This window comes from uncultured Tateyamaria sp., from assembly GCF_947503385.1.
Lineage (GTDB): Bacteria > Pseudomonadota > Alphaproteobacteria > Rhodobacterales > Rhodobacteraceae > Tateyamaria.
Map to the genome: position 1 here is coordinate 257,014 of NZ_CANNDO010000003.1, position 23,840 is coordinate 280,853.

The following is a 23,840-nucleotide window of genomic DNA, read 5'->3' on the forward strand; positions in this document are numbered from 1 at the left end:
GCAGTTCTCGAAGTCAAAGAATTTGCTCATAGGCGGTAAGAACCCCAATGAGCAGTTTGAGCATTCGAGAAAGCGACGTCAGTGTAGTTCAGATTTAGGCGATGGAGCATGTTCAATAGTTTGCAAGGTGCAGGGAACAAAACGTGGCTGAGCTAGATCTCACATACCTTAAGCAATGCGAAGCTTGGTTTGCGACGCAGAGCCAGGAGATGCGGTGCATAATGTGCGCGCGTGCAGTTTTGCGAGTGGTGACACGCGCATACTTCATTGATGAATACCGGTCCGACCTTCGTACATTGGCTTGCTTTAGGGGCGCTCTGTTTGTCGCTGTAAGCGGGTTGGGTCGAAGGGACGTACAACTAGCCGCGTCTTCCATCAACAGTGTAGCGGTGGCGATTTCCCACAGTTACCCAAGTGCAAAAGCACCAAGCACCACTACGGCAGCGCTGAGTGTGCTTACAGGGAAAACGGCAGCACGCAGTGCATCCGGTGCAGCTCAGACGATATTCCACTCGAGTGGCAACTCTTCGGAGGACTATTCGATTGCTGAGGAAGACGCGACCCGATCTCCAAAGGAACTCTATTCGCGAAGCCTATGGGGAGACACCGATGTGCCTCAGCACGCCTTGCTTGAACACAAGAAGTTCTTGAGCGTCTTGAGCGACGGCGAGCAATGGTCTTTCTGGCACCGTTGGTACGGCGAGATGTGGGTGGGCGATTTTACGGACTGGGATCTGGCCATCGAAGTGGCCAAGATTCCGGATGAGGTTTGGGAGGGTGATGATGCGCTGGCCAATGTGGCACAGGCGATCCGGGAGATTGAGGCGCGCCGTGCGCATGACGTCGCGCGCATCAACGAAACGCTGGTTCTCGACGAGGACAGCCAAAAGCACCGCGCCGAACATCCTGAACCCGCAAATCCGGAGCGACTGCGCCGCCATTTGCTTCGGGTCGAAGAGGCGCTGGATGATATCCTTGCGCTTGGTGGTGGCAATGGTGTCACCGCAAACACGGTCGAATTCCGCATTATCAAACGGCTGGTGCGCAAGTACAGCGATGACCCTGAACGGGTGGCATTTGACCTGACGGATGTGAACAAGAGCATTCGGCGGCAGATCAAAGTCGGCGAATATGCTGACGATGAGCCATTACGCCTGCTGCAAGCAGCCAACACGGCCTGCGTTGCCTTCGTTTGCGATTCTGACCCTGAAATTGCAACAGAACTTGACCGTGGTTTTGATCCAGCACCACAGGCGATACCAGAAGCGGACGCGCTGGTTTTACAGGATGCGTGGCACATCAGCGCGGATATGCTTGAGGCAAAAGAGGCGCTTACCACACGCGAAGATCAGGCTGAAATCCTCAGCGGTCAGGTCATTGATGCAGAGGCTGATCCAATGCCGGAATGGTCCGCACAAGCTCACGCCATTCGCAGCATCGTTTTGCGCCGCCAAATCTCGCGGATGTGGCAACAGGCGCGCGGTTTGATGACCGTGGAGAGCTTGGCCAGACTTTACGACACAGAGCATTCAAAGGCTGCGGGCTATGTCGGGCGTGTTGGTGTCGCCGCAGGTGTTTTGATCAAAGCAATCTTGGTTTTGTCCCGGATGCTTGGGCTCGCTTAACACTGTGTCAGGTCATGGTGGGACACTGTGCGGGGTCATCGGCGTGGCCGCATTGCCCCCACCCCCAAATTCCGGCATACTCCGCCCTATTCAGAGCGGGATAACCCGCCGACAGAGGTACGAGCGCATGAAATCCTTCTCTCTCCTGATCGTGGCAGCCTTGGTCCTATCCGCCTGTTCAGGCAGCCGTAACACTGTGACGCGCGTCGCGGTCCCTGCGACCAACACGCTCTTTGCCACCGGTCCGATCTATTCGGCCTGCCGGTCCTCCGGGCGCGACGCGGCAAACCGCAGCCGGTGCGGCTGTGTGCAGGCCGTCGCCAACCGGGAACTGGATGCCAGTGACCAGCGGCGCGGTGCCGGCTTTTTTGGCGACCCGCATCAGGCGCAGGTCGTCCGTCAGTCGGATCGCAGCATCGACGAACGCTTTTGGCTGCGCTGGAAAGATTACAGCCAGACCGCCGCCCGCTTGTGTTCCTAAAGCCGGCGCATCCAGAACTGTAACCGCTTTTGGCTGTCGGTGCCTGTGTCGATGTCTTTCCAGCTGAATTGAGCCACCGCTCCTGGCACGCGCGCATAACCGCGCTTGTCCCAGAACCCGTCCAGAGGTCTATAGTTTGCAGGCCGCAGCGGGTGGTCATCGGGACGGATAACCGAACAGAAACACATGTGGTGATAGCCTAACGTGCGGGCGTGCGCCTCGCGCTGATCAAAGAATTGATGCCCGATGCCACGGCCCCGATAGCTGGGCAGCAAAACGCTTTCGCCACAATAAAACGTACGATCAATATCGATGCCGGTGCCGTCCAGCGCCTGCGCGAACTCCGCCGCGTGGTCCAGCAGCGGCGTGGCCGTTGCGGCCCCGACGACCCAGTCACCAACATGTGCGACAACCACAATCGCTTCGGGGCTGGTCTGGTAGTGCTGCAAGTAGGCACGTTCATAGTTGATGTCGCCATCGTAGAGGTAAGGCCAGTCCCGAAAAACGGTCATCCGCAACTGCGCTATTGTGTCAATCGCCTCACCCAGGGCCGCACCCGTCAGTTTGGCAACCTTCACGCGGTCACCTGTCTGAGCCAATCGGCAAGATTGTAATAGGTTGTGACCCGGCTGATCCGCCCATCCCGCAGATCAAAGAAAGACCCCGCAGGCAGAACATAGCGCTGACCGTGCGCCGCGGGCAGATCGCCATCGGTCGCCAGATAGGTGCCGTGTACGGCGTATTCCGCAGCGGCGCGCGTGCCATCGGGATGCACAAAGACCACCATATCGCGCAGCTCTTCGGCATAACAGCGCGACATGTGGCGGCAAAAGGTGGCAAACGCCTCTCGGCCACGCCGGATCTGTCCCTCGTTCACGTGATGCGCCACGTCCTCGGTCAGACAGGCAAGCATCCCGTCCACGTCACCCGCATTGAATGCCTCGAAATACTGGGCGACCACAGTCATTGCGCGCCCTCGCGTGCCGGACCCCAGCGCTCCACCAGACGCGCTACGATCTGATCGCGGGCATCGCGGTAACTGGCCAGCTTGGCATCACGTGTCTCCCCCAGCCCGGTTGGGTCAAGGATTGGCCAATACTCCACCTCCAGGCTATAGTATCGCGTCAGATCCAGCGCGCGCCGCTGCGACGCAGGGGACAGCGCGACCACCAGATCAAAAGAACCAAGATCGTCGCCCCAATCCTCCATCTCGTCAAAGCTGCGCGACCGGTGACGGCTCAACTCAACCCCCAATTCCTGACATACGGCAATCGAAAACCCGTCAATCTCTAGGTCATTCTTGACCCCTGCGGACTGAACATACGTACCCGTACCGTAGAACTTTTTCATGATGCCCTCGGCCATGGGCGACCGCGCCGCGTTGTGATCGCAGCAAAACAGCACCGACGATGGCAGCGGCTGCGGCATCTAGCCTCCGAAATGCAGAACGCAGATGAGGGTGAACAGGCGGCGGGCGGTGTCCGTATCGACCTCGGCCTTGCCTTCCAAACGTTCTTGCAAGACCCGGCTGCCCTCGTTGTGGATGCCGCGCCGCGCCATGTCGATGGTCTCGATCTGGCTGGGCGGCAATTTCTTGACCGCCTCAAAATAGCTTTCACAGATCTGGAAATAGTCCTTAACCACCTGCCGGAACGGCCCAAGCGAAAGATGGAACTCTGCGGCCTTCTCCTCGGCCTCAGTGTTCACATCGAACACCAGACGCTTGTCGCGAATGGACAGGCCAAGGTGATAGGGCCCGCCCGGCGCTGCACGATCATCGCGATCAGGCAAGACAAACGTGTTGTCCTCAAGCAAGTCAAAAATGGCGACCTTACGCTCCTGCTCGATCTCCGGCGTGGGCGGCGGCAGGTTGGCGTCGTCGAGAGTGATATGTGTGATACGGGTCATGACCGAGGACCAAAGGCGAAACAATGTTTCGCGATGCTTACGCAAGCCCCCCCCTCAACACAATGGCCGTGTCTTCTTCTGACCAAAAATACCACGGGGGAGGCCCCAGGCCGGGGGCAGAGCCCCCCAAAACATGTCATGCGCCCTCGGCGCGCAATAGGATCAACTGTTGAGCTTACGAAGCCGTGCGGTGACAGACAGACCGTGTGCCTCAAGGCTCTCCGATGCGGCGAGCGTCTCTGCCCCCGGGCCGATGGCACGCAAAGCGTCAGGCGTCATCTGCGTGAGCGTTGTGCGCTTGATGAAATCCATCACCGACAGGCCAGACGAAAACCGCGCCGAGCGGGCTGTGGGCAGAACATGATTGGGACCACCGATATAGTCCCCGATAGCCTCTGGCGTCCAAGGGCCAATAAAAACGGCCCCTGCATGGGTGATACGTTCTGACAGGGCTTCCGCATCTGCCACACACAGCTCCAGATGTTCTGGCGCGATCCGGTCGCTCAGCGCGACAGCCACATCCAGATCGGGCACCGTGATCACCGCCCCAAAGTCGCGCCAGCTTGCGCCTGCAATGTCGCGCCGCTGCAAGGTTTGCAGACGGGCGTCCACCGCCTGCACCACGGCCTGCCCGAACGCGGCATCGGTCGTGATCAGGAGCGACTGCGCACTCTCGTCATGTTCGGCCTGGCTCAGCAGGTCGAGCGCGATCCAGTCCGGATCGTTGTCGCCATCCGCAATCACGAGGATTTCGGACGGGCCTGCAATCATATCGATCCCCACCTTGCCGAACACCCGCCGCTTGGCCGCCGCGACAAAGGCGTTGCCCGGACCCGTGATCTTGTCCACGGGCGCGATGCTTTCAGTGCCATAAGCCAGCGCCGCAATCGCCTGCGCCCCGCCGATGCGGTAAATCTCGTCCACCCCGGCAAGCTCTGCCGCCAGCAGCACCGCCGGGTTCAGAACACCATCCGGCGTGGGCACCGTGATGGCCAGCCGCTCTACACCCGCCACCTTGGCCGGGACCGCGTTCATCAGCACCGAAGACGGATAGGACGCAAGCCCACCGGGCACATAGAGCCCTGCCGCCGACACCGGCGTCCAGCGCCAGCCGATCCGCGCGCCTACATCATCGGTCCACATCGCATCTTCGGGCATCTGGCGCGCGTGGTAGGCGCGGATGCGGTCGGCCGCCAGCGCCAGCGCATCCCGTTCCGCCTGCGGCACCTGAGCCGTTGCCTCGGCCACCGCCTCTGGGCTGATGCGCAAGGTCGCCGGTGTCAGCGACATGCGGTCAAACCGTTCGGTCAACGCAATTACAGCGGCATCGCCCCGCGCCCGCACATCCGAAATAATGTCCGCCACGACAGCGTCCACATCCGGGCTGTCTTCGCGCTTGGCCCCCAGAAGGGCGTTGAACCGCGCGTCAAAATCCGCATCGGCATAGTCGAGAAACTGAGGCATGTCCGTCCCTTGTGGTTGCTCCGGGACATAGCGGGGCATGTGCGGGGTCTCAAGCCCCGGGCGGATCGCTTCGGATCAAAAGCAGGTCCGTTTCGTGCACCCCATCCAGCACGGTGGCATTCGGAATGCGCCCGCAGGCCTCGAACCCGTGGCGTTGATAGAACCGAATGGCTCGCGTATTGGACGCCGCCACTTGCAACTCCAGTTGCCACATGCCCGCCGCCTGTGCAGCGGCAATCATCGCCTCCATCAACGGATCGGCAAATCCCTGTCCCTGCGAGCCCGGCTTGACAAAGAACGGCCCGATAGACCCACGGTGGCGGGTCTGTCGCCGGTTTTCACGCGCAAGGCTGCCCGTCGCGACCAGCGTGCCGCTGACAAAAACACCAAAGCTCTGCCCCCGCTCCAGCCATGTTGCCGTCCTGTCCAGTGGCACCGCAGCCGCTTCGGCATATGTTGTCAAAAAAGCGTCCGGAAAGGCTTCAAGCGCGTCCAGCCGGATGGTCCGCCATTGCGCGGCATCCCCGGCGGTCAGCCGCCGCACCTGCATTATACATCGTGCTCCGGTACGGATTTCGATGGGGCGACATAGGGCCGCGTGACATCGCGGAGGGTCGCATCAATGGCCTCGACCGACAGGCGTATGGCCCCGTCACCGGCAAGCGTCAGCGTGACATGACCCGCGCCATCACCTGCGTCGCCGAACGCGATGGACAGCAGCGACAGGATCGTTTCCGTATCGGACCGGTCGATCCCTTGGCTGGACACACCCAGCACATCCTCAAAGGACAAGAGCGCCTGCACCCGTTCCGGTGCGTGCCGGCCTTTGCCTGCGTCCTCCCAGCGAAATCGGTTAAGCAGCAACGCAAAGCGCCGCGCCTTGCCATCCCAGCGCATTTCCGTGATCGGAAACACAGCGTCCTGCACCAGCGACGAGATCACCTGAAGGTCATCGCCGTCCAGCGCGCCAAGATTTAACGGCGCCTCGCGCCCGTCCTCAAACCGTGCGTCTTCGGTCATTCGCCCTGCACCCGTTCGATATCCGCACCCACGCCCGACAGCTTTCGGACCACCTGTTCATAGCCGCGATCAAGGTGGTAGACCCGCGCCACGCGCGTCTCCCCTTGGGCGGCAAGACCGGCAAGGATCAGGCTGACCGAGGCGCGCAGGTCTGTCGCCATCACCGGCGCGCCGCGCAGCTGATCCACCCCTGTCACGGTCGCCGTCCCACCCTGAACGTCGATCTGTGCGCCCATCCGCATCAGTTCGGGCGCGTGCATGAACCTGTTTTCAAATATCTTTTCCTCCAGGACGGAAGTGCCTTCGGCGGTGCACAAAAGCGCCATCATCTGCGCCTGTAAATCGGTGGGAAAGCCGGGGAATGGTTCGGTGGTCACATCCACCGCGCGGATACGCCCGTTCTTGCGCGCCACTTTCAGGCCCTTGTCCGTTTCGGTGACCGAAATGCCCGCCGCGTCCAGCTTTTCGCAAAATGCGCCGATCAGGTCGATCTTGCCGCCCAGCAATTCGACCTCGCCACCACAAATGGCCGGGGCCAGCATGTACGTTCCCAACTCAATCCGGTCGGTGACCACGCGGTGCGTTGCCCCGCCCAGCCGGTCGACGCCCTGAATGGTGATGGTCGACGACCCTTCGCCCTCGATCTGGGCACCCATGGCTCGCAGGCACTCCACAAGGTCCACGATCTCGGGTTCGCGGGCGGCGTTGTTCAGCACCGTGGTGCCCTTGGCCAGCGTCGCCGCCATCACCGCGTTTTCCGTGGCCCCGACGGAGGCAAATTCGAAATCCACTGTGCCCCCGCGCAGACCGCCCAACGGGGCTTTGGCGTGAACATAGCCGTCACGCAGGTCCAGTTCGGCCCCCATCGCCTCAAGCGCCTTGAGGTGCAGGTCCACGGGCCGCGCGCCAATGGCGCAGCCCCCGGGCAGTGACACAATCGCGTGGCCGTCGCGCGCAAGCATTGGCCCCAGCACGAGGATCGAGGCCCGCATCTTGCGCACGATATCGTAATGCGCTGTGGGGTTGTTCAAACCATGCGACGACATGGCCAACACTTTGCCCTCTTGCAGGCTGGTGACCTCTGCCCCCAGCGATTGCAGCAGTTGCGTCATCGTTTTGATGTCGCTCAGGCGCGGCGCATTGGTCAGCGTCAGCGGCTCTTCACTCAGCAACGTGGCAGGCATCAGCGTCAGGCAGGCGTTCTTGGCCCCCGCTATTGGGATCTGCCCGTTCAGCGGGCCACCGCCGCGCACCAGAATACTATCCATCGTCCTGCCCTTTCGGTTTGCTCGGCGTCTCTGCCCCTTGAGGTCCAGCACTGCGCGCGCGCGCCTGAGCCTTGCGCCGGGCCAGATTGGCCTTGAGCGCGGCTTTCAGCCGGGCATCGCGGTCTGTTGCCGCCTTGTTTTTCGGGGTCGTCTTGCCTGTCATGGGACTTCTCTACCGCAGGGGCTTTGGGGCGTCCAGAATAGGGTTGCAAGGTTGTGCATTTGGGTCTATCCCGCCGCGCACGGCGCTGCTGTAGCTCAGAGGTAGAGCACTCCCTTGGTAAGGGAGAGGTCGAGAGTTCAATTCTCTCCAGCAGCACCATCTCCTGTCCTTTGGCAAAATTCTTTGCGACGTTCGTGCGACGTCACGTCTCACATGTGCGCAAAGCCCCACTTGCGCGCAGGCCGCGAGTGGTTAGCCTTCCCTTAATAGGAGGCCAACATGACCAAGACCATCCTGCTGATCGGCACCTACGACACCAAGGACGACGAATTGCGCTATGTGGCGAGGCGCATCGTTGCCATGGGCGGGGCGGTGATGCGGATGGATGTGTCTGTGCTGGGCGATCCGTCGCAGCCAACTGAGATCACCAAGGCTGACGTGGCCCGCGCGGGTGGCAGCGACATCGAGACGGCGATGACCTGCGGAGACGAAAACACGGCCATGCAAATCATGGCGCGCGGCGCAGCCACCATGTCGGCAGAGCTCTGTGCCAAGGGCGAAATTCATGGGATGCTCGCCCTTGGCGGAACGATGGGCACCGATCTGGCGCTGGATTGCGCGCAGGCCCTGCCCATGGGGGTGCCAAAATACGTGGTCTCCACCGTCGCCTTTTCACCGTTGATCCCCCCGGACCGGCTGTCGCCGGACATCCAGATGATCCTGTGGGCGGGGGGGCTTTATGGGTTGAACGCCGTGTGCAAATCGTCGCTGAGCCAAGCGGCAGGGGCGGTGCTGGGGGCCGCGCAAGCGGTGGAACCACCGCGCGCCACCCGTCCCGTGATCGGGATGACCAGCCTTGGCTCGTCCTGCCTGAAATACATGACCCATCTGCGCGCCCCGCTCGAAGAACGCGGGTTCGAAGTGGCCGTGTTCCACGCCACGGGCATGGGCGGCATGGCGTTCGAAGCACTGGCGGCCCAAGGCTACTTTGCCGCCACGATGGACTTTGCGTTGCCCGAGCTTGCCAATCTGATGGTGGGGTCTGTTGCCCATGCCGGACGCGGACGATTGACCCGTGCCGGGGCGCTTGGCATTCCGCAGATTGTGGCGCCGGGCTGCACTGACCTGATCGACTTTGCAGGCTGGCAGGATATCCCCGACGCCTATGCAGACAGACCGTTTCACGCCCACAATCGGCTGATCCAATCCTCTGCCCTGTCACCCGATGAACGCCGCACGCTGGTGCGCGACATCGCCCAGCGTCTCAGCCGCGCTTCGGGTCCCGTACATATGCTGATGCCGACCCACGGGGTCGAGGAATGGGACCGTCCCGGCGGCCCGGCACATGACCCGGACGGACTTGCCGCCATGGTCGAAGAAATGCAGACCGCTATCACGGCCCCAGTTGAGCTGACCATGCTGGACTGCCACATCAATGATCCTGCTTTTGCCACGGCGGCACTGGGCGTTCTTGACGCATGGCTCTGCGACGGCACGCTTACCCGCCCCTGACGCGCTGTGGGCAGTGGCGCGTGCGGCGCGCCCTGCCCCGCTGTGACGGCGCGCCGCACGCGCCCGGATTGAATTCCCCCTCCCGCACGATACCTCAAGACCAAGGCCACGAGGCGAGCACCATGACCCAAGACCCGTCCCAATCCCGCCCCGCTGCGGTGCCGCAGTCGCGGCTGGCCCGCGCCGGGCGCATGGGCGCGATGGCCGCCGGTGTGGCGGGCAATATGGCGGTGGGCGGCTTGCGCAGTCTCAGCACCGGCGCCCGCCCCGATCCCCGCGACCTGCTGCTGACCCCGGCAAATCTGCGCCGGGTCGCGGACACGCTTGCGCAGATGCGCGGGGCGGCGATGAAGATGGGGCAGCTGATCTCGATGGACACCGGCGACACGCTGCCTCCTGAACTCGCAGAAATTCTTGCGCGGTTGCGCGCGGACGCGGATTTCATGCCACCCAAGCAGCTGCGCAATGTGCTGAACGACGCGTGGGGGCCGGGGTGGCACACCCGGTTCAAACGGTTCGACGTCCGTCCCATTGCGGCAGCCTCTATCGGTCAGGTGCATCAGGCCTGGCTCAAGGACGGGACGCATCTGGCGATCAAGGTGCAGTATCCGGGCATCAGCCGCAGCATCGACAGCGACGTTGCCAATTTGGGGCGGCTGCTGCGCCTGTCGGGCCTCCTGCCCAAAGGCTTTGACCTTGGCCCATATCTGGACGAGGCCCGTGACCAACTGCGGGAAGAGGCGGATTACACCGCCGAGGCCGCGCATCTGGAGCGCTTTGGCCGCCTGCTCGAAGGATCGCAGGACTTTGTCCTGCCGCGGTTCCACCCTCCGCTTAGTTCTGAAACAGTGCTCGCCATGAGCTTTGTGCCCTCTGACCCGATAGAAAACCTTGGCCAAGCACCGGCTGATATGCGCGACCGTGCCGTCGCACGTTTGATCGCGTTGATGCTGCGCGAGCTTTTTGACTTTGGTGTGATGCAGACCGATCCCAATTTCGCCAACTACCGGATTGCGTCCGATACGGGCCGCATTGTCCTGCTGGATTTCGGGGCGACGCGGCGCCTGCCCGAATGGCTCGCCCCTGCGTGCCGCACCCTGTTGCAGACGGGGCTGCGGGGCGAGCGGGACGCGGTGGCGCAGCAACTGGACCGGATGGGGCTGGTGCCTGCGACCACGCCTGCGCATCACAAGGCGCGCATCCTCGACATGGTGGAAATGGTGTTCGACACGTTGCGTCGGCACGACACGCTGGATTTGGCGGCCTCGGACCTGCCCGCGCGCCTTCAGGCCGAGGGCGAGGCGCTGGCGCGCGCGGGGTTCGTACCAACCGAACCTGTGCCGCTGGACCTGCTCTTTGTGCAGCGCAAGGTGGCGGGCATGTTCCTTTTGGCAGCGCGGCTGGGGGCCACCGTACCCGTGCGCGACCTGCTGGCCCCACATCTCGACACACCAGAGGCCGCATGACACCGGTGCTACAGCTTGAGGCGGTGGAAAAAGCCTATGACAGCAGTGAAGGTCCGGTGCCCGTGCTGCGCGGGGTGGACCTGACGCTGAATGCTGCGGACACGCTAGCGCTCACGGGCGAGTCCGGCAGTGGCAAAAGCACGTTGCTGCATCTCGCCGCGGGGCTGGAGACGGCGGACAAGGGGGCCGTGCGCATTGCGGGCGCGGACATCACACCGATGTCCGACACGGCGCGCGCAGCCCTGCGGCGCAGCGACATCGCCGTTGTCTTTCAGCAATTCAACCTGATCCCATCGCTGACCGTGGCGGACAACATCGCGTTTCAGGCGCGACTTGCGGGGCGTACCGATGCGGCCCTAGCGGCACAGCTGGCAGACCGTCTCGGGCTGACGGCGCAGCTGCGCAAATACCCCGAGGCGCTGTCAGGCGGGCAACAACAGCGCGTGGCGATTGCCCGCGCCTTGGCAGCACGCCCGCGCCTGCTGCTCGCGGATGAACCAACCGGCAATCTCGACGAAGCAACCGCCGCCAAAGTAATGACAGAGATGCGCAACCTCGTGGCCGAGGTCGGTGCCGCGATGCTTTTGGTGACACATTCCCCCGCGCTGGCGGCGCAGATGGAACGGCGGGCGCATCTCAGTGCGGGGCGACTGGCATGAGGCGGGCGGCGCTGCACGCGCTGCTGTCTCATTGGCGGCGGCATCCGCTGCAACTCTTTGCTTTTCTGGCCGGTCTTGCGCTGGCCACGGGACTGTGGTCCGGGGTGCAGGCCATCAATGCCGAAGCGCGCGCCAGCTATGACGCTGCTGCGGCGACACTGGGCGAAGGGCAGTTTGACCAAATCCTTCCCCGCGCCGGCGACAGCATCGCCCAATCCGACTATGTCGCCCTGCGTCGTGCTGGTTGGCGCGTATCGCCAGTGATCGAAGGGCGGTATCAGGACGTACGGCTGCTGGGCCTTGATCCCCTGTCTTCACCCGGCCGGTTCGACTTTGGCCAAGTGACCGCGCGTGGCAACATCGGCACCTTCATGGGGCCGGGCCAGCTCTTCGCCACGGCGGAGACGGCAGCGCGGCTTGATACCGACGCGCAGGTAATCGTGAGCACGGATGCCGCCCCCAACGTGGCCGTGGGTGACATCGGTGTGGTCCAGCGCCTGTTGGGCCGCAGCGACCTGTCGCGGCTCATGGTTTTGCCCGAACAGCCCTTGGGTCGCCCGCCGCTGGACCAGATTGCGCCCCATCTGCGCGTGCAGCCGTCCATCCAGACAGCAGATGTTGGCGAACTGACCGACAGCTTTCATCTGAACCTGACGGCGTTTGGATTGCTGAGCTTTGCGGTGGGACTTTTCATCGTGCACAGCACCATTGGCCTGGCCTTCGAACAGCGCCGGGGGCTGGTGCGCAGCCTGCGCGCGCTTGGCATTCCGTTGCGCCAGATGATTGTCCTGCTTGCCGGGGAAATTCTGTTGCTGGCCAGCGTCGGGGCCGCGTTGGGTATCGTGCTGGGCTATGTGGTGGCTGCGGTCCTGTTGCCGGATGTGGCGGTGACGCTGCGCGGGCTCTACGGGGCCGAGGTGTCGGGTTCGCTGCGGTTTCGCAGCGAATGGTGGGCCTCGGGCCTTGCCATCGCCATCATCGGCAGCGCCATCGCCGCCAGCGGTCAGTTGTGGCAGATCGCGCATATGCCAATCCTCGCCAGCGCGCGGCCCCGGGCGTGGTTCATGGCGTCGCAACGCAGCGCATCGTGGCAGGCGGCATGTGCTGGGTTGCTCGCCTTGGGTGCCCTTGGGCTTGCGCTGTTTGGTCAGGGTCTGATCGCCTCATTTACGCTGCTGGGCTGTTTCCTGATTGCCGCCGCACTTGCCCTGCCCCTGTTAATCCGTCCCATAACCGGGTGGGCTGAAACCGGCGCGCGCGGTCCGGTCAGCGCATGGTTCTGGGCCGACACCCGGCAGCAATTGCCGGGGCTTAGCCTTGCGCTCATGGCGCTGCTGTTGGCGGTGTCGGCCAACATTGGCGTGTCGACCATGGTGTCGAGCTTTCGTCTGACCTTTGTTGCGTTTCTGGACCAGCGGCTGGCGGCAGAGCTGTACCTGCGTCTCGACGATCCCGCACAGGCCGAGGTTATCGCCCCCGTTCTGGCCGCCCATACGGACGAAATCCTGCCCCTGTTGCGCGCGGATGCGCAGGTGGCAGGTCTGCCGACGGAACTGCTGGGGGTGCGGGTGGGGCGGACCTACCGCGACAATTGGGTGTTTCTGGACAGCACAGCCGAGGCATGGGACGCCGTGGCAGAAGGCCGGGCCGTCATCACCAACGAACAGTTTGCCCGACGTGCGGACCTGTGGGTGGGCGATGTCGTCACCTTGGACGTCACGGCCCTGCCCATCGCTGCCGTTGTGGGCGATTACGGCAACCCGCGCGGGCAGGTCATTCTGGGCGAGGCGCTGTTCCAGACCCTCCGCCCGCAAGCGCTGCCGCAGAGCTTTGGCCTGCGCAGCGACGATCCGGCGCGCCTGCGCGCGACGCTGCGCGCAGCGGGCATCCCCGACAGCGCGATGATCGATCAGGCCGCACTCAAATCCTTTTCCCTACAGGTGTTCGAACGCACCTTCACGGTGACTGCCGCGCTCAATGTGTTGACCCTTGCGGTGGCGGGGTTCGCCATGTTGATGAGCCTGCTGACGCTGGCCGACCAACGCCTGCCGCAGCTTGCGCCTGTCTGGGCGCTGGGGCTGACACGGCGACAACTGGGGCGGCTGGAATTGGCGCGCGCGGGCCTGTTTGCGCTGCTGGTCAGCGTGATTGCCGTGCCAGTTGGCCTTGGTCTGGCGTGGGTCCTGCTGGCCAAGGTCAACGTGGATGCCTTTGGCTGGCGGTTGCCCATGTTCCTCTTTCCGGGCAGCTATGCGCTGCTGGGTCTGGCGGCCATCGGGGCGGCCGTTCTGGCGGCACTCTGGCCCGCCTTACGGCTCATGCGCACGCCCCCTGCCCGGCTTTTGCAGGTGTTTGCCCATGAACGTTAAGGCGCTTTTCCTCTTCTTGATGCTGCCTGTCGCTGCGTGGGCACAGGGGTTTGCCGGGCTGGGCACGGATGCGGACGGGTTCGCAGTACCACAACCCGGCACCACGTTCGACTTTCCCGCCGATCACGGGCCGCACCCCGATTACCGCATCGAATGGTGGTATCTGACTGCCAACCTGACCGGCCCGGACGGCACACCCTACGGGCTGCAATGGACATTGTTCCGGTCCGCTTTGGCACCGGGCGAAAGACCCGGATGGCAGTCACCGCAAGTGTGGTTTGCCCATGCCGCCGTGACTACGCCGGACACGCATTACGCCACTGAACGCTTTGCGCGCGGAGGGGTGGGCACCGCAGGCGTACAGGCCGACCCGTTCCGGGCATGGATCGACGAATGGGCGCTGGAAGGCCCGAATTTCGACAGCCTGCACATGACGGCGGCAGGGCCTGCGTTCCGCTATGACATGACGCTTGATGCGCAAGGGCCGCTGGTGTTTCACGGCGATGCCGGTTTTTCCGTCAAGTCGGAGGAAGGGCAGGCCAGCTATTACTACTCGCAGCCTTTCTACCGGATCGCCGGTACGCTGCACCTGCCGGATGGCCCGATCAAGGTCACGGGCACCGCGTGGCTGGACCGCGAATGGTCGTCCCAGCCCCTGTCCGGGCGGCAGGCGGGCTGGGACTGGTTCTCGCTCAGCTTCGACAGCGGGGCCAAGCTGATGGGGTTCCAGTTGCGCAACCGCGATGGCAGCAGCGGCTACAGTTCGGGCACGTGGATTGCGCCGGACGGCGTGACCGAAAGCCTGCCAAACGGGGCGTTCTCCGCCGAACCACTGGCCACACATTCTGTTGCGGGACGCGACGTGCCGACCCGCTGGCAGGTGACAGTCCCCCACCGGGGGACGGATGTCACCGTCACCGCACTGAACCGCGATGCATGGATGGACCTCTCCATCCCCTACTGGGAAGGGCCCGTGAGCGTGACCGGTACGCATCAGGGACGCGGCTATCTGGAGATGACAGGCTATGAGTGACCCCGGCGATCTGCGCGCCTTTCTGGCCGAAGCCTGGCAACATTTGCGGCGCGGCGTGGCGGATGCCAAATCACCCGCACGCTATCCCGTCTTTGCCACTGTGTCACCGGACGGAACGCCGGAGGCGCGGACCGTGGCGCTGCGCCGCGCGGACCCGCAGGCCGGTGTCCTTGAGGTGCATACCGACACCCGCACGCCCAAGGTGACGGCCCTGCGCGCGACGCCGGTGGCCGCCCTGCATGTCTGGTTGCCGCGCGCGCGGCTGCAAATCCGCGTCACGGCGCAGGTCGAGATTTTGACAGGCGACGCGGTGTCTGACTCATGGAACCAGATCCCGCCCGCGTCGCGCGTGTCCTACGGAACAGAGCCCCTGCCCGGCCAGCCCATCGACAGCGTTCATGCCTATGACAAGCCGCCCAACCGCGACCGCTTTGCCGTGCTGCGCTGCCACGTGTCAGCGATTGATCTCGTCCATCTGTATACCGTGCACCGGCGCGCAGGCTACGCGCGCGCAGATGGCTGGGCCGGTCAGTGGCGCGCGCCCTAACGGCGGTCGAGACGGCGCAGGCGCGTGCCGCCGCGCAACATTGACCAGTGCATTCGCAGGCTTGGAAAGAACAGCAGTACAAAGCCAACGTAGAAATAAAGCGCAATCATTGCAGGGATCCACAACAGCGTGCAAAGCACGCCGAACCCGCCCACCACCATCAGCGCCACATCGGGGCGCAAGACCCGCAACAGCCACAAATGCAGCAGCTTGCCCCCGTCCAAAGGCTGCACCGGGATCATGTTCAGCACGAACAGCATCAGGTTGATCTGCGCCGCTGTATCAAGCCAGTAGATCACCTCGAACCGAGTGTCATGAATGCGAAAGAACGCCTCCCACACCTCTTCGGACGCGTCATAGCTTGGAAAGGTGGGCAATATCGCCCACGCACCCAGCGACAGCACCGCCCAAAGGCCAAGGTTGACCAACGGGCCCATCAGCACAATCAATTCCGACGCACGTGCCCCTGCGCTGCGGTGTTCACAGAACCCGCCGCCGCCATGGATGACGATCCGGTGTACCTTGATCCCTTGCACATGCGCGCCCCATGCGTGACCGACCTCGTGCAGGAAAATGGCCGTCACGAGGATGGCAAACATGTTCAGGCCCCAGACAATCGAATCCACGCTGCTGGCAGACAGTCCCACAAACAACAAAAGCAGAAAGGCGGTGCTGGGCATCACCTGCACAGGCAGGCCCCACGGACCAAACCAGGTAAAAAGCGGTTTCTCTGTGTTCATCACGGGGGCTTGCCTTTGTCGCTCTGTCTCCGTCACAAACGGGCATACGTGGTAAACAGAGCAGAAATATGGCGTCTCCTTCCATTGTGATCCTCACCGGCGCGGGCATCTCCGCCGAAAGCGGCCTTGGCACCTTTCGCGACGAAGGCGGGCTGTGGGCGCAGCACCGGATCGAGGATGTGGCCACGCCCGAAGGCTTTGCGCGCAACCCGCAACTGGTGGTCGATTTCTACAATGCGCGACGACGGCAGGCAGCCGAGGCGGTGCCCAATGCCGCACATGAGGCGCTGGCGCGGCTGGAGGCAGAACACGCAGGCAACGTGACGCTGGTTACGCAGAACGTGGACGACTTGCACGAAAAGGGCGGCAGCCAGAACGTCGTCCATATGCACGGGGCGCTGAATTCGGCGCTGTGCGCTGCCTGCGCGCACCGCTGGCCTGCCCCCTTGAAAATGCAGGTGGGGGCGCTTTGCCCGAAATGCGCCACGCCGACCGCGCGGCCCGACATCGTCTGGTTTGGTGAAATTCCCTACCAGATGGAGCGTATCGAACAGGCGCTGACACGCGCTGACATCTTTGTGGCGATTGGGACGTCCGGGAATGTTTACCCCGCCGCAGGGTTCGTGCAACTTGCCACACATGTCGGTGCGCACACGGTCGAGATGAACCTTGATCCCGGCGAAAACGTGTCTCTCTTTGCCGAAGCGCGGGCGGGCAAGGCGTCCGAAACCGTGCCCGCCTGGGTCAAAGAGGTGCTGGGCAGCTAGTTCGAATGCCCGCCATGCGCGCCCGCCTCGGGCTTGCGCGCGTTGTCGACGGGGATGGTCACGACCACTTCGCCAGCCTGTTCGAATACAAGCGTCACGGTGATCTCTGCGCCCTGCTCCAGCGGGCCGGTCAGACCCATGAGCATGACGTGATCGCCGCCGCGCACCATTTTGTGCATCTCGCCTGCGGGCAGGGCGATACCGCCTTCGATCTCGGTCATCTGCATGACACCGCCACCGGTTTCGATGTGGGTGTGCAGCTCCACCCGCTTGGCCGCATCAGTCTGTGCCGCGATCAGGCGGTCATCAGCGGTGCCGGTGTTGTGCAGCGTCATAAAGGCCGCCCCGGATTTGGCGGACGGATTGGCTGCGCGCGCATAGGGATCCATCACCATGATGTCCGCAGCAGCGGCAGGCAGGGCAATCAGGGTCGCCAACAGGGTGGCGGTCAGGCGAAAGGGTCGGGACATGGTGTCCTCCTGTAAATCAAATCTGCGTATTGTGTGTGGGTCAGATCGACGAAACAGGGGGGGCCCGCGGCGAGGTCGGAGACCGGTGCGGGCGCACGTTCTGTGACGTGACACGCGCCTGCAACGACATTTGGCGCGGCGCGGACCCAAGGGCTATATCCATGCCACCGGGAAACGGGCCAACAAGGTGCACAACGCAATCGGGGCAAAGCTGCGGCGCCTGCGTCGGCGCGCCATCCGCATCAAGAAACAGCACCGAAACGCCATGGCCGGAACAGATCACCACCTGATCCACGGCAGGGGCTGCCCCACGCGCGGACGCGACCCCAATGCTGGTGAACAGCATCGCAAGCGACAGGATCAGGGGGAGCATCGAACGAGCCATGGCCAAGACGTAATCAAGGCCCCGCCGCATCACAACTGCGGCAAATAGAAACGGCCCCGCCTGCGTCGCGCGCAAGCGGGGCCGTTCCCTCAATTCAACGTCGCTCAGGCTGCGGCTTGCGCCTTGGCGATCTCTTTCTTGACCTTGCGGGCGCGGTCGGACAGTTCAACATCCTTGGCCTTGGCCAGATACGCGTCCAGACCACCGCGGTGATCAACCGAACGCAATGCCGCCGCCGAGATGCGCAGCTTGACGCCACGGCCCAGAGTCTCGGACTGCAGGGTCACGTCGTTCAGGTTCGGCAAAAAGCGCCGCTTGGTCTTGTTGTTGGCGTGGCTGACATTGTTGCCAGACATCGGGCCTTTACCGGTCAGTTCGCACACACGCGACATGGGGTCATCCTCTTATCCATCGTGTCGGTTCGGACACCACATGTGGCCCCTGAAACGACAGCAGCACCGCGCGAGACGCGGCGCTGGCGAAAATCGTTCGCGGGCAATAGGGGGAATCGCGGGCCGGGTCAACCCGGAATGGGCGGTCTAGCCCCGTAAATGCGCGAGCATTTCCGCCGCCGCCGCGGCAGGCTCGGCTTGGCCCTCAGCCACCGATTGCGCCAGTGCCTCCATCCGTGTGCGGGCCTCCGGCGTGTCCAGTTGCGCCAGCAGCGCAGTGCGCACATCCGCCTCGAACCAGTAGCGGGCTTGCGCGGCGCGCGTGGCGTCGAAATGCCCGGTCTCGCGCCGCCAATCCGTCAGCGTCTGCATCTCGTCCCAGGCGTCGGCAATCCCGGCCTCTTCCAGCGCAGACACCATCATCGCCTTGGGAAAGGTGTCGGGGTCTTGCGGGCGTTTGCGCAGCAGGCGCAAGGCTCCGGCATAATCGGCGCAGGTGCGCATCGCCGTAGGTTTCAGATCGCCATCGGCCTTGTTGATCAGGATCATGTCGGCCATCTCCATAATGCCGCGCTTGACCCCCTGCAATTCATCGCCCCCCGCCGGGGCCAGCAGCAACAAAAACAGGTCCGCCATCTGCGCCACCTGCGTTTCCGACTGGCCCACGCCAACCGTCTCGATCAGCACGACATCAAAGCCCGCACCCTCGCACAGCCGCACCGCCTCACGGGTGCGGCGGGCCACGCCACCCAAATGCGTCTGGCTGGGGGACGGACGGATAAAGGCGTTCGGATCGCGGCTCAGCCGGTCCATGCGCGTCTTGTCCCCCAGAATCGACCCACCCGACCGGGCGGAACTTGGATCGACGGCCAGCACGGCAACCTTGAGGCCCCGCGCGGTCAGCATCATGCCAAAAGCCTCGATAAAGGTGGACTTGCCCACACCCGGCGTGCCCGACAGCCCGATGCGCAAGGCTTGCGCGTCCTGTGGCAGCGCGTTCAACAGCGCGGTCGCATCGGCCCGGTGATCAGCGCGACTGCTTTCGATCAACGTGATGCCGCGCGCCAGCGCACGCCGCTCGCCTGCGGCGATGCGCCGTGCCAGATCGTCTATGTCAGTCGCCTTTGCCATCGCCGCTTTCTGAGCAGCGGCGCGCCAAATGTCCAGAGTTGGCGCGGTCGCACGGTTGCGCCATAAGGCCAGCCATGACCAGCCCCGCCCTGCCCATCGACGCGATCCTGCCCGACCTGATGACCGTATTGGCACAAGACGGGCGCGCCGTGCTGCAAGCGCCGCCCGGCGCGGGCAAAACGACGCGCGTGCCCTTGGCAATGCTGGAGGCAGGGCTGACACTGGGCCGGATCGTGATGCTGGAGCCGCGCCGCCTTGCCGCCCGCGCCGCTGCGGACCGCATGGCAGCAACACTGGGCGAGGCCGTGGGCCAAACCGTCGGCTACCGCATCCGTGGCGAGACCAAAGTGTCGCCCGACACAAGGATCGAGGTGGTGACCGAGGGCATCCTGACCCGGATGCTGCAATCCGATCCCGAATTGCCCGGCATCGGGGCGGTCATTTTTGACGAATTTCACGAACGCTCACTGAATGCCGATCTGGGCCTTGCCCTTTGCCTTGAAGTGACCGAGGCGCTGCGGGATGGCCTGATCCTGCTGGCCATGTCCGCCACGCTGGACGCCGCACCGGTGGCGGACGTGATGCAGGCCCGCATACTGACCTCCGAGGGCCAAAGTTTTGATGTGACACCGCACTGGCTGGAGCGTCCCGTGCCGAAGCAGACCCGATTCGAGGCGGCAATGGCCGATCTGATCGTTCACGCCGCGCAAGAGGCCGAAGGCGGGCTGCTGGCCTTCCTGCCCGGAGAGGGCGAAATTCGCCGGGTCGAGGCCGCGATTGCCGGGCGCGTGCCCATAGGCTCTGCGGTGCAGCCGCTTTTTGGTGCAATGGACCTCAAGGCGCAACGCGCCGCCGTGGCACCCAGTGGTGCCCGCAAGATCGTGCTGGCCACCTCCATCGCGGAAACATCGCTGACCATCCCGGACATATGCATTGTCGTCGACGGGGGCCTGTCGCGGCGCGCGGTGTTTGATCCGGCCTCTGGCATGTCCCGGCTGGTGACCGAACGGGTGACCCGCGCCGAGGCCACGCAACGCGCGGGACGCGCAGGCCGTGTCGCCCCGGGGCGATGCTTCAAGCTGTGGACGCGGGGCGAGGACGGCGCGCTGGCCGCCTATCCCCCGCCTGAGATCGAGGCGGGAGACCTTGCAGGCTTTGCGCTGGAACTGGCGCTGTGGGGCGGGTCAGAGTCGGACATGGCCTTTGTCACGCCGCCCCATGCAGGGCGGCTGGCCGAGGCGCGCAGCCTGTTGCGGATGCTGGGCGGGCTGGATGCCGCAGACCGGATCACAGACCACGGGCGCGCGCTGGCCCGCGCGCCGCTGCACCCACGTCTGGCACATATGCTGGAACGCAGCGGATCGGACGGTGCCCTGCTTGCTGCGCTGCTGGCCGAACGGGACCCGCTGCGCGGGCGCGGCGTCGATCTGGCGTTGCGCCTGCGTGCGCTGCACCGTCCCGGCGATTTCGGAGAGGCTGTGCATCGCGGCGCTGTCGCCCGGATCAAGTCCGAGGCCAAACGGCTGGCACGGGGCCGACAGGCAACCGGTCTCAGCCCGGCTGCCATGGCGGCTCTGGCCTACCCGGACCGCGTCGGCCTGCGCCGCAAAGGGGACGCCCCGCGCTATGTGCTGTCAGGCGGCAAAGGCGCGGTGATGCCGGACGGGGACGCGCTGGCGGGCCAGCGCCTGATCGTGGCCACCGACCTTGACGGCAACCCGCGCGAGGCGCGCGTCCGTCAGGCGGCCGTACTGAACGAGAACACGCTGGAGGACCTGTTTGGCGACCAGATCGCGTGGCGCGATACCTGCCTGTGGTCCCGCCGCGAGGCGCGCGTTCTGGCCCGACGGCAGCGCTGTTTCGGAGCGCTCGTGCTTGAGGATCTGCCTTGGAATGACGCACCCACAGCAGCGCTCAGCGCCGCGATGCTCGACGGTGTGCGCCAACTTGGCCTGCGACCGTCCAAGCGGGCGGCCCGGCTGATGGCGCGCGCCGCGCTCATGGGCGACGATTTCCCCGATTTGTCCGAACCCGCCTTGCGCGCGACGCTCGAAGACTGGCTCTTGCCCTTTCTCGACGGAGTGCGCAGTGCAGCGGACTGGAAGACGTTTGATATCAGGCCCGCGCTCGAGGCGCATCTGGGCTGGGACAATATGGATCGCCTGAACCGCGCTGTTCCCCCCGCCTTTGTCACGCCGCTGGGGCGCAAGGTGCCCATTGACTATGATGCAGAAGTGCCCGGCATCGCGGTGCGCCTGCAAGAGATGTTTGGGGTCACAACGCATCCAATGGTTGGCGCGCGGCCTTTGCAGATAACCCTGTTGTCCCCGGCCCAGCGGCCTGTGCAGGTCACAGCGGACCTGCCCGGATTTTGGGCCAACAGCTATGCGGATGTGCGCAAGGACATGCGCGGGCAATATCCCAAACACCCCTGGCCCGAGGATCCGACGCAGGCCGACCCGACCCTGCGGGCCAAACCGCGCCGCTAGAACCGAGGGGCTATGTCCGAGGGAGAAAGGCCCGGTGGTCCATTGCCCTCTGCCTCGGCCTGTTTGATCAACTGCCGCATCCTTGTGTTGAGCGGGGCCTGACGCCCGTGCCGCGCAGCGAGGTCGAGGATCACGCCCTGAAGCGCGTCAATCTCGGTCGGGCGGCGCTGGGACAGGTCTTCCCACATGGACGAGCGTGCGGTGGCGTCAATGGTCAGCATCTGGGCCGCAACACGGCGAAACAGGGGGGTCGGCAGGCGCAGAATGTGCGGAATGAGCCACGGCGGGGCGGCAGCACTTTTGGCCGGGGTGATGCCCGCGACGGTCAGGATGCGCAGCGCTTCGGTCATCTGGGCCGCCATGATCCGCCGCCAGCGACGGTCCTGCAATTGCTCCAGCAGCGGCAGGTCCGACAGGGCATTCACGGCGTTTCCGAGGTTCAGGACCAGCTTGCCCCATTGCACCGCCGCGATGTGCCCGGTCTGCACCCACTTCAGCGTTTCGGTATCGAGATCAGGCAACGGTCCTGCCTCGACCATGATGTCACCAGACGTGCCCCGGTGAAAATGCCCCGGCCCGCGCGCCACCACATTGAATGGCACCATCGCCGCGCGCACATCCGCCCCCGGCAGGGCGCGGCGCAACGCATCCGCGTTGCCCACCCCGTTCTGGAGGCTGATGACCTGCGCGTTTGGCGCATGGGCGCGGATCAGCGCCGCCATCGCCTCCGTGTCAGCAGATTTGACCGAAACCAGAACCACATCCGCACCGCGCAGACAGGTTGCGGCATCCGTGCTGGTCATCAGATTCTGCGCGGTCAGATCCAATGTGCCATAGTCGGTCAGGCGCAGCCCCTGCGCGTCGATTGCATCACAAATCCGCTGCCGCCCGAGAAAGCGTACGTCATGGCCCGCCGCACTTAGTAGTCCGCCGACAAAGCAGCCAATGCTGCCCGCACCGGCAACGGCAATGCGCGGGGCATCCGTCACCTCAAAGGCCCAGACACCAGCGCATGATCGCCTTTTGCGCGTGCAGCCGGTTTTCCGCTTCGTCGAAGATCACCGAATGGGGGCCGTCCATGACTTCGGATGTCGCCTCGTCGTCGCGGTGCGCGGGCAGGCAGTGCATGAACAGGCTGTCAGGCTTGGCCTGCGCCATCAGATCGGCGTTGACCTGATAGCCGCGCAGTTGATTGTGCCGCCGCTCACGCGCCGATTGCGGGTCGTGCATCGACACCCATGTGTCCGTGACCACAAGGTCCGCCCCCTGCACGGCCGCGTGCGGGTCACGTACGGTGGTGTAAAGACCATCCAGCGCGCGCTCGGGGTCGAGCGGTTCGGGGCCGGTGAACACGAGATCGAATTCGAACTGCTTGGCGGCATGGGCAAAGCTGGCAAAGACGTTGTTGCCATCGCCGGACCACACCACCCGCTTGCCCTTGATCGGGCCGCGATGTTCTTCGAACGTCATCACGTCCGCCATAATCTGGCAGGGATGGGTGCGGTTGGTCAGGCCGTTGATCACGGGAACGGTCGCGTGTTCGGCCATTTCGAGCAGCGTCGCCTCTTCGAATGTGCGGATCATGATCAGGTCCACATAGCGGCTGAGCACGCGCGCGGTGTCGGCAATGGTCTCTCCGTGGCCCAGTTGCATGTCGGCCCCCGACAGCACCATCGTCTGGCCGCCCATCTGGCGGACGCCCACGTCAAAGCTGACGCGGGTCCGTGTAGAGGGTTTTTCGAAGATCAGCGCCACCATGTGTCCGGCAAGCGGTTGGTCGTCATCCGGCGTCCCCTTGGGGCGGCCCGCGCGCGCGGATTTCATTGCGTGGGCCTTGTCCATGATGGACCGCAGGTCGGATTGGTCTGTTGTGTGAATGTCGAGGAAATGGGTCATATCGGTTCTCTTGGTGGAGAGACCCGGGGGCGCTGCCCCCGGACCCCCGGAGTAT

At 64.1% G+C, this 23,840-nt stretch carries 26 protein-coding genes and 1 tRNA gene; 11 read left to right on the forward strand and 16 right to left on the reverse strand.

The genetic code is table 11. The features are described from left to right. The first annotated feature begins 143 nt into the window (after window positions 1-143). Window positions 144-1,625, forward strand: coding sequence for a hypothetical protein (locus Q1A85_RS12315; protein ID WP_299689375.1), 1,482 nt, complete (start codon window positions 144-146; stop codon window positions 1,623-1,625). 127 nt (window positions 1,626-1,752) lie between these two features. After that, on the forward strand, window positions 1,753-2,106 hold the full coding sequence (locus tag Q1A85_RS12320) for a hypothetical protein (protein ID WP_299689378.1): 354 nt from the start codon (window positions 1,753-1,755) through the stop codon (window positions 2,104-2,106). Here Q1A85_RS12320 and Q1A85_RS12325 read toward each other — a convergent pair. From Q1A85_RS12325 to Q1A85_RS12365, 9 genes are all read right to left on the reverse strand, one after another. After that, window positions 2,103-2,618 (reverse strand): GNAT family N-acetyltransferase, encoded by a 516-nt coding sequence (locus tag Q1A85_RS12325; protein WP_299689380.1) that lies wholly within the window; start codon window positions 2,616-2,618, stop codon window positions 2,103-2,105. The genes Q1A85_RS12320 and Q1A85_RS12325 overlap by 4 nt on opposite strands. A gap of 62 nt (window positions 2,619-2,680) precedes the next feature. Continuing rightward, window positions 2,681-3,073, reverse strand: a complete 393-nt coding sequence (locus Q1A85_RS12330; RefSeq protein WP_299689383.1) for a ketosteroid isomerase-related protein — start codon at window positions 3,071-3,073, stop codon at window positions 2,681-2,683. After that, complete coding sequence (locus Q1A85_RS12335; protein ID WP_299689386.1) at window positions 3,070-3,534, reverse strand: low molecular weight phosphatase family protein; 465 nt, start codon at window positions 3,532-3,534, stop codon at window positions 3,070-3,072. The genes Q1A85_RS12330 and Q1A85_RS12335 overlap by 4 nt, the downstream gene beginning before the upstream one ends. After that, on the reverse strand, window positions 3,535-4,014 hold the full coding sequence (locus tag Q1A85_RS12340) for a UPF0262 family protein (RefSeq protein ID WP_299689389.1): 480 nt from the start codon (window positions 4,012-4,014) through the stop codon (window positions 3,535-3,537). Window positions 4,015-4,176: 162 nt separating this feature from the next. Continuing rightward, window positions 4,177-5,478, reverse strand: a complete 1,302-nt coding sequence (gene hisD / locus Q1A85_RS12345) for a histidinol dehydrogenase (RefSeq protein WP_299689392.1) — start codon at window positions 5,476-5,478, stop codon at window positions 4,177-4,179. A 49-nt stretch (window positions 5,479-5,527) separates the two neighbouring features. Continuing rightward, complete coding sequence (locus Q1A85_RS12350) at window positions 5,528-6,022, reverse strand: GNAT family N-acetyltransferase (RefSeq protein WP_299689394.1); 495 nt, start codon at window positions 6,020-6,022, stop codon at window positions 5,528-5,530. A 5-nt stretch (window positions 6,023-6,027) separates the two neighbouring features. After that, window positions 6,028-6,498: a DUF2948 family protein gene (locus Q1A85_RS12355; RefSeq protein ID WP_299689397.1), complete on the reverse strand. Its 471-nt coding sequence runs from the start codon at window positions 6,496-6,498 to the stop codon at window positions 6,028-6,030. Next, entirely contained in the window at window positions 6,495-7,766 is a 1,272-nt protein-coding gene (gene murA, locus Q1A85_RS12360) for a UDP-N-acetylglucosamine 1-carboxyvinyltransferase (protein ID WP_299689400.1), read from the reverse strand. Before murA ends, Q1A85_RS12355 begins: the two co-directional genes overlap by 4 nt. Continuing rightward, window positions 7,759-7,929 (reverse strand): hypothetical protein, encoded by a 171-nt coding sequence (locus tag Q1A85_RS12365; RefSeq protein ID WP_299689403.1) that lies wholly within the window; start codon window positions 7,927-7,929, stop codon window positions 7,759-7,761. Before Q1A85_RS12365 ends, murA begins: the two co-directional genes overlap by 8 nt. Window positions 7,930-8,013: 84 nt before the next feature. Here Q1A85_RS12365 and Q1A85_RS12370 point away from each other — a divergent pair. From Q1A85_RS12370 to Q1A85_RS12400, 7 genes are all read left to right on the forward strand, one after another. After that, window positions 8,014-8,088 (forward strand) — tRNA-Thr (locus Q1A85_RS12370). Between the two features lie 120 nt (window positions 8,089-8,208). After that, a complete protein-coding gene (locus Q1A85_RS12375) occupies window positions 8,209-9,441 on the forward strand; it encodes a Tm-1-like ATP-binding domain-containing protein (RefSeq protein WP_299689406.1) in 1,233 nt (410 codons plus the stop codon). 122 nt (window positions 9,442-9,563) lie between these two features. After that, window positions 9,564-10,907 (forward strand): AarF/ABC1/UbiB kinase family protein, encoded by a 1,344-nt coding sequence (locus Q1A85_RS12380; RefSeq protein WP_299689409.1) that lies wholly within the window; start codon window positions 9,564-9,566, stop codon window positions 10,905-10,907. Continuing rightward, entirely contained in the window at window positions 10,904-11,566 is a 663-nt protein-coding gene (locus tag Q1A85_RS12385) for an ABC transporter ATP-binding protein (protein ID WP_299689412.1), read from the forward strand. The genes Q1A85_RS12380 and Q1A85_RS12385 overlap by 4 nt, the downstream gene beginning before the upstream one ends. Beyond that, window positions 11,563-13,935, forward strand: coding sequence for an ABC transporter permease (locus tag Q1A85_RS12390; RefSeq protein ID WP_299689415.1), 2,373 nt, complete (start codon window positions 11,563-11,565; stop codon window positions 13,933-13,935). The genes Q1A85_RS12385 and Q1A85_RS12390 overlap by 4 nt, the downstream gene beginning before the upstream one ends. Beyond that, the gene (locus tag Q1A85_RS12395) at window positions 13,925-14,968 is read left to right on the forward strand and encodes a lipocalin-like domain-containing protein (RefSeq protein WP_299689418.1); all 1,044 of its coding nucleotides are present in this window, start codon (window positions 13,925-13,927) and stop codon (window positions 14,966-14,968) included. Before Q1A85_RS12390 ends, Q1A85_RS12395 begins: the two co-directional genes overlap by 11 nt. Further along, the gene (locus tag Q1A85_RS12400; RefSeq protein WP_299689420.1) at window positions 14,961-15,515 is read left to right on the forward strand and encodes a pyridoxamine 5'-phosphate oxidase family protein; all 555 of its coding nucleotides are present in this window, start codon (window positions 14,961-14,963) and stop codon (window positions 15,513-15,515) included. Before Q1A85_RS12395 ends, Q1A85_RS12400 begins: the two co-directional genes overlap by 8 nt. Here Q1A85_RS12400 and Q1A85_RS12405 read toward each other — a convergent pair. Beyond that, window positions 15,512-16,255: a site-2 protease family protein gene (locus tag Q1A85_RS12405; RefSeq protein WP_366140590.1), complete on the reverse strand. Its 744-nt coding sequence runs from the start codon at window positions 16,253-16,255 to the stop codon at window positions 15,512-15,514. The two genes, Q1A85_RS12400 and Q1A85_RS12405, sit on opposite strands and share 4 nt — an antisense overlap. Window positions 16,256-16,323: 68 nt before the next feature. On the opposite strand from Q1A85_RS12405, the gene Q1A85_RS12410 reads away from it, so the two are divergent. After that, window positions 16,324-17,022: an NAD-dependent deacylase gene (locus Q1A85_RS12410; protein ID WP_299689426.1), complete on the forward strand. Its 699-nt coding sequence runs from the start codon at window positions 16,324-16,326 to the stop codon at window positions 17,020-17,022. Here Q1A85_RS12410 and Q1A85_RS12415 read toward each other — a convergent pair. The 4 genes from Q1A85_RS12415 to meaB form a co-directional block, all read right to left on the reverse strand. Then, window positions 17,019-17,492, reverse strand: a complete 474-nt coding sequence (locus tag Q1A85_RS12415; RefSeq protein WP_299689429.1) for a copper chaperone PCu(A)C — start codon at window positions 17,490-17,492, stop codon at window positions 17,019-17,021. The genes Q1A85_RS12410 and Q1A85_RS12415 overlap by 4 nt on opposite strands. Before the next feature lie 40 nt (window positions 17,493-17,532). Then, window positions 17,533-17,877: a hypothetical protein gene (locus tag Q1A85_RS12420; RefSeq protein WP_299689432.1), complete on the reverse strand. Its 345-nt coding sequence runs from the start codon at window positions 17,875-17,877 to the stop codon at window positions 17,533-17,535. Window positions 17,878-17,981: 104 nt separating this feature from the next. Continuing rightward, complete coding sequence (gene rpmB, locus Q1A85_RS12425; protein WP_299689434.1) at window positions 17,982-18,269, reverse strand: 50S ribosomal protein L28; 288 nt, start codon at window positions 18,267-18,269, stop codon at window positions 17,982-17,984. A 147-nt stretch (window positions 18,270-18,416) separates the two neighbouring features. Beyond that, entirely contained in the window at window positions 18,417-19,400 is a 984-nt protein-coding gene (meaB, locus tag Q1A85_RS12430; RefSeq protein ID WP_299689437.1) for a methylmalonyl Co-A mutase-associated GTPase MeaB, read from the reverse strand. Between the two features lie 74 nt (window positions 19,401-19,474). On the opposite strand from meaB, the gene hrpB reads away from it, so the two are divergent. Continuing rightward, complete coding sequence (gene hrpB / locus Q1A85_RS12435; protein ID WP_299689440.1) at window positions 19,475-21,889, forward strand: ATP-dependent helicase HrpB; 2,415 nt, start codon at window positions 19,475-19,477, stop codon at window positions 21,887-21,889. Here hrpB and Q1A85_RS12440 read toward each other — a convergent pair. Together Q1A85_RS12440 and argF are read right to left on the reverse strand one after the other, a co-directional pair. After that, window positions 21,886-22,878 (reverse strand): 2-dehydropantoate 2-reductase, encoded by a 993-nt coding sequence (locus Q1A85_RS12440; protein ID WP_299689443.1) that lies wholly within the window; start codon window positions 22,876-22,878, stop codon window positions 21,886-21,888. The two genes, hrpB and Q1A85_RS12440, sit on opposite strands and share 4 nt — an antisense overlap. A gap of 1 nt (window position 22,879) precedes the next feature. Beyond that, window positions 22,880-23,785: an ornithine carbamoyltransferase gene (gene argF, locus Q1A85_RS12445; RefSeq protein ID WP_299689446.1), complete on the reverse strand. Its 906-nt coding sequence runs from the start codon at window positions 23,783-23,785 to the stop codon at window positions 22,880-22,882. Between the last annotated feature and the right edge of the window lie 55 nt (window positions 23,786-23,840).

Excerpts from the sequence above, each read along its gene's own strand:
- Q1A85_RS12320 (WP_299689378.1), top strand. The coding sequence starts at position 1,753 with ATGAAATCCTTCTCTCTCCTGATCGTGGCAGCCTTGGTCCTATCCGCC.
- Q1A85_RS12325 (WP_299689380.1), bottom strand. The coding sequence starts at position 2,618 with ATGACCGTTTTTCGGGACTGGCCTTACCTCTACGATGGCGACATCAAC.
- Q1A85_RS12330 (WP_299689383.1), bottom strand. The coding sequence starts at position 3,073 with ATGACTGTGGTCGCCCAGTATTTCGAGGCATTCAATGCGGGTGACGTG.
- Q1A85_RS12335 (WP_299689386.1), bottom strand. The coding sequence starts at position 3,534 with ATGCCGCAGCCGCTGCCATCGTCGGTGCTGTTTTGCTGCGATCACAAC.
- Q1A85_RS12340 (WP_299689389.1), bottom strand. The coding sequence starts at position 4,014 with ATGACCCGTATCACACATATCACTCTCGACGACGCCAACCTGCCGCCG.
- hisD (WP_299689392.1), bottom strand. The coding sequence starts at position 5,478 with ATGCCTCAGTTTCTCGACTATGCCGATGCGGATTTTGACGCGCGGTTC.
- Q1A85_RS12355 (WP_299689397.1), bottom strand. The coding sequence starts at position 6,498 with ATGACCGAAGACGCACGGTTTGAGGACGGGCGCGAGGCGCCGTTAAAT.
- murA (WP_299689400.1), bottom strand. The coding sequence starts at position 7,766 with ATGGATAGTATTCTGGTGCGCGGCGGTGGCCCGCTGAACGGGCAGATC.
- Q1A85_RS12365 (WP_299689403.1), bottom strand. The coding sequence starts at position 7,929 with ATGACAGGCAAGACGACCCCGAAAAACAAGGCGGCAACAGACCGCGAT.
- Q1A85_RS12375 (WP_299689406.1), top strand. The coding sequence starts at position 8,209 with ATGACCAAGACCATCCTGCTGATCGGCACCTACGACACCAAGGACGAC.
- Q1A85_RS12380 (WP_299689409.1), top strand. The coding sequence starts at position 9,564 with ATGACCCAAGACCCGTCCCAATCCCGCCCCGCTGCGGTGCCGCAGTCG.
- Q1A85_RS12385 (WP_299689412.1), top strand. The coding sequence starts at position 10,904 with ATGACACCGGTGCTACAGCTTGAGGCGGTGGAAAAAGCCTATGACAGC.
- Q1A85_RS12390 (WP_299689415.1), top strand. The coding sequence starts at position 11,563 with ATGAGGCGGGCGGCGCTGCACGCGCTGCTGTCTCATTGGCGGCGGCAT.
- Q1A85_RS12395 (WP_299689418.1), top strand. The coding sequence starts at position 13,925 with ATGAACGTTAAGGCGCTTTTCCTCTTCTTGATGCTGCCTGTCGCTGCG.
- Q1A85_RS12400 (WP_299689420.1), top strand. The coding sequence starts at position 14,961 with ATGAGTGACCCCGGCGATCTGCGCGCCTTTCTGGCCGAAGCCTGGCAA.
- Q1A85_RS12405 (WP_366140590.1), bottom strand. The coding sequence starts at position 16,255 with ATGAACACAGAGAAACCGCTTTTTACCTGGTTTGGTCCGTGGGGCCTG.
- Q1A85_RS12410 (WP_299689426.1), top strand. The coding sequence starts at position 16,324 with ATGGCGTCTCCTTCCATTGTGATCCTCACCGGCGCGGGCATCTCCGCC.
- Q1A85_RS12415 (WP_299689429.1), bottom strand. The coding sequence starts at position 17,492 with ATGTCCCGACCCTTTCGCCTGACCGCCACCCTGTTGGCGACCCTGATT.
- Q1A85_RS12420 (WP_299689432.1), bottom strand. The coding sequence starts at position 17,877 with ATGGCTCGTTCGATGCTCCCCCTGATCCTGTCGCTTGCGATGCTGTTC.
- rpmB (WP_299689434.1), bottom strand. The coding sequence starts at position 18,269 with ATGTCGCGTGTGTGCGAACTGACCGGTAAAGGCCCGATGTCTGGCAAC.
- meaB (WP_299689437.1), bottom strand. The coding sequence starts at position 19,400 with ATGGCAAAGGCGACTGACATAGACGATCTGGCACGGCGCATCGCCGCA.
- hrpB (WP_299689440.1), top strand. The coding sequence starts at position 19,475 with ATGACCAGCCCCGCCCTGCCCATCGACGCGATCCTGCCCGACCTGATG.
- argF (WP_299689446.1), bottom strand. The coding sequence starts at position 23,785 with ATGACCCATTTCCTCGACATTCACACAACAGACCAATCCGACCTGCGG.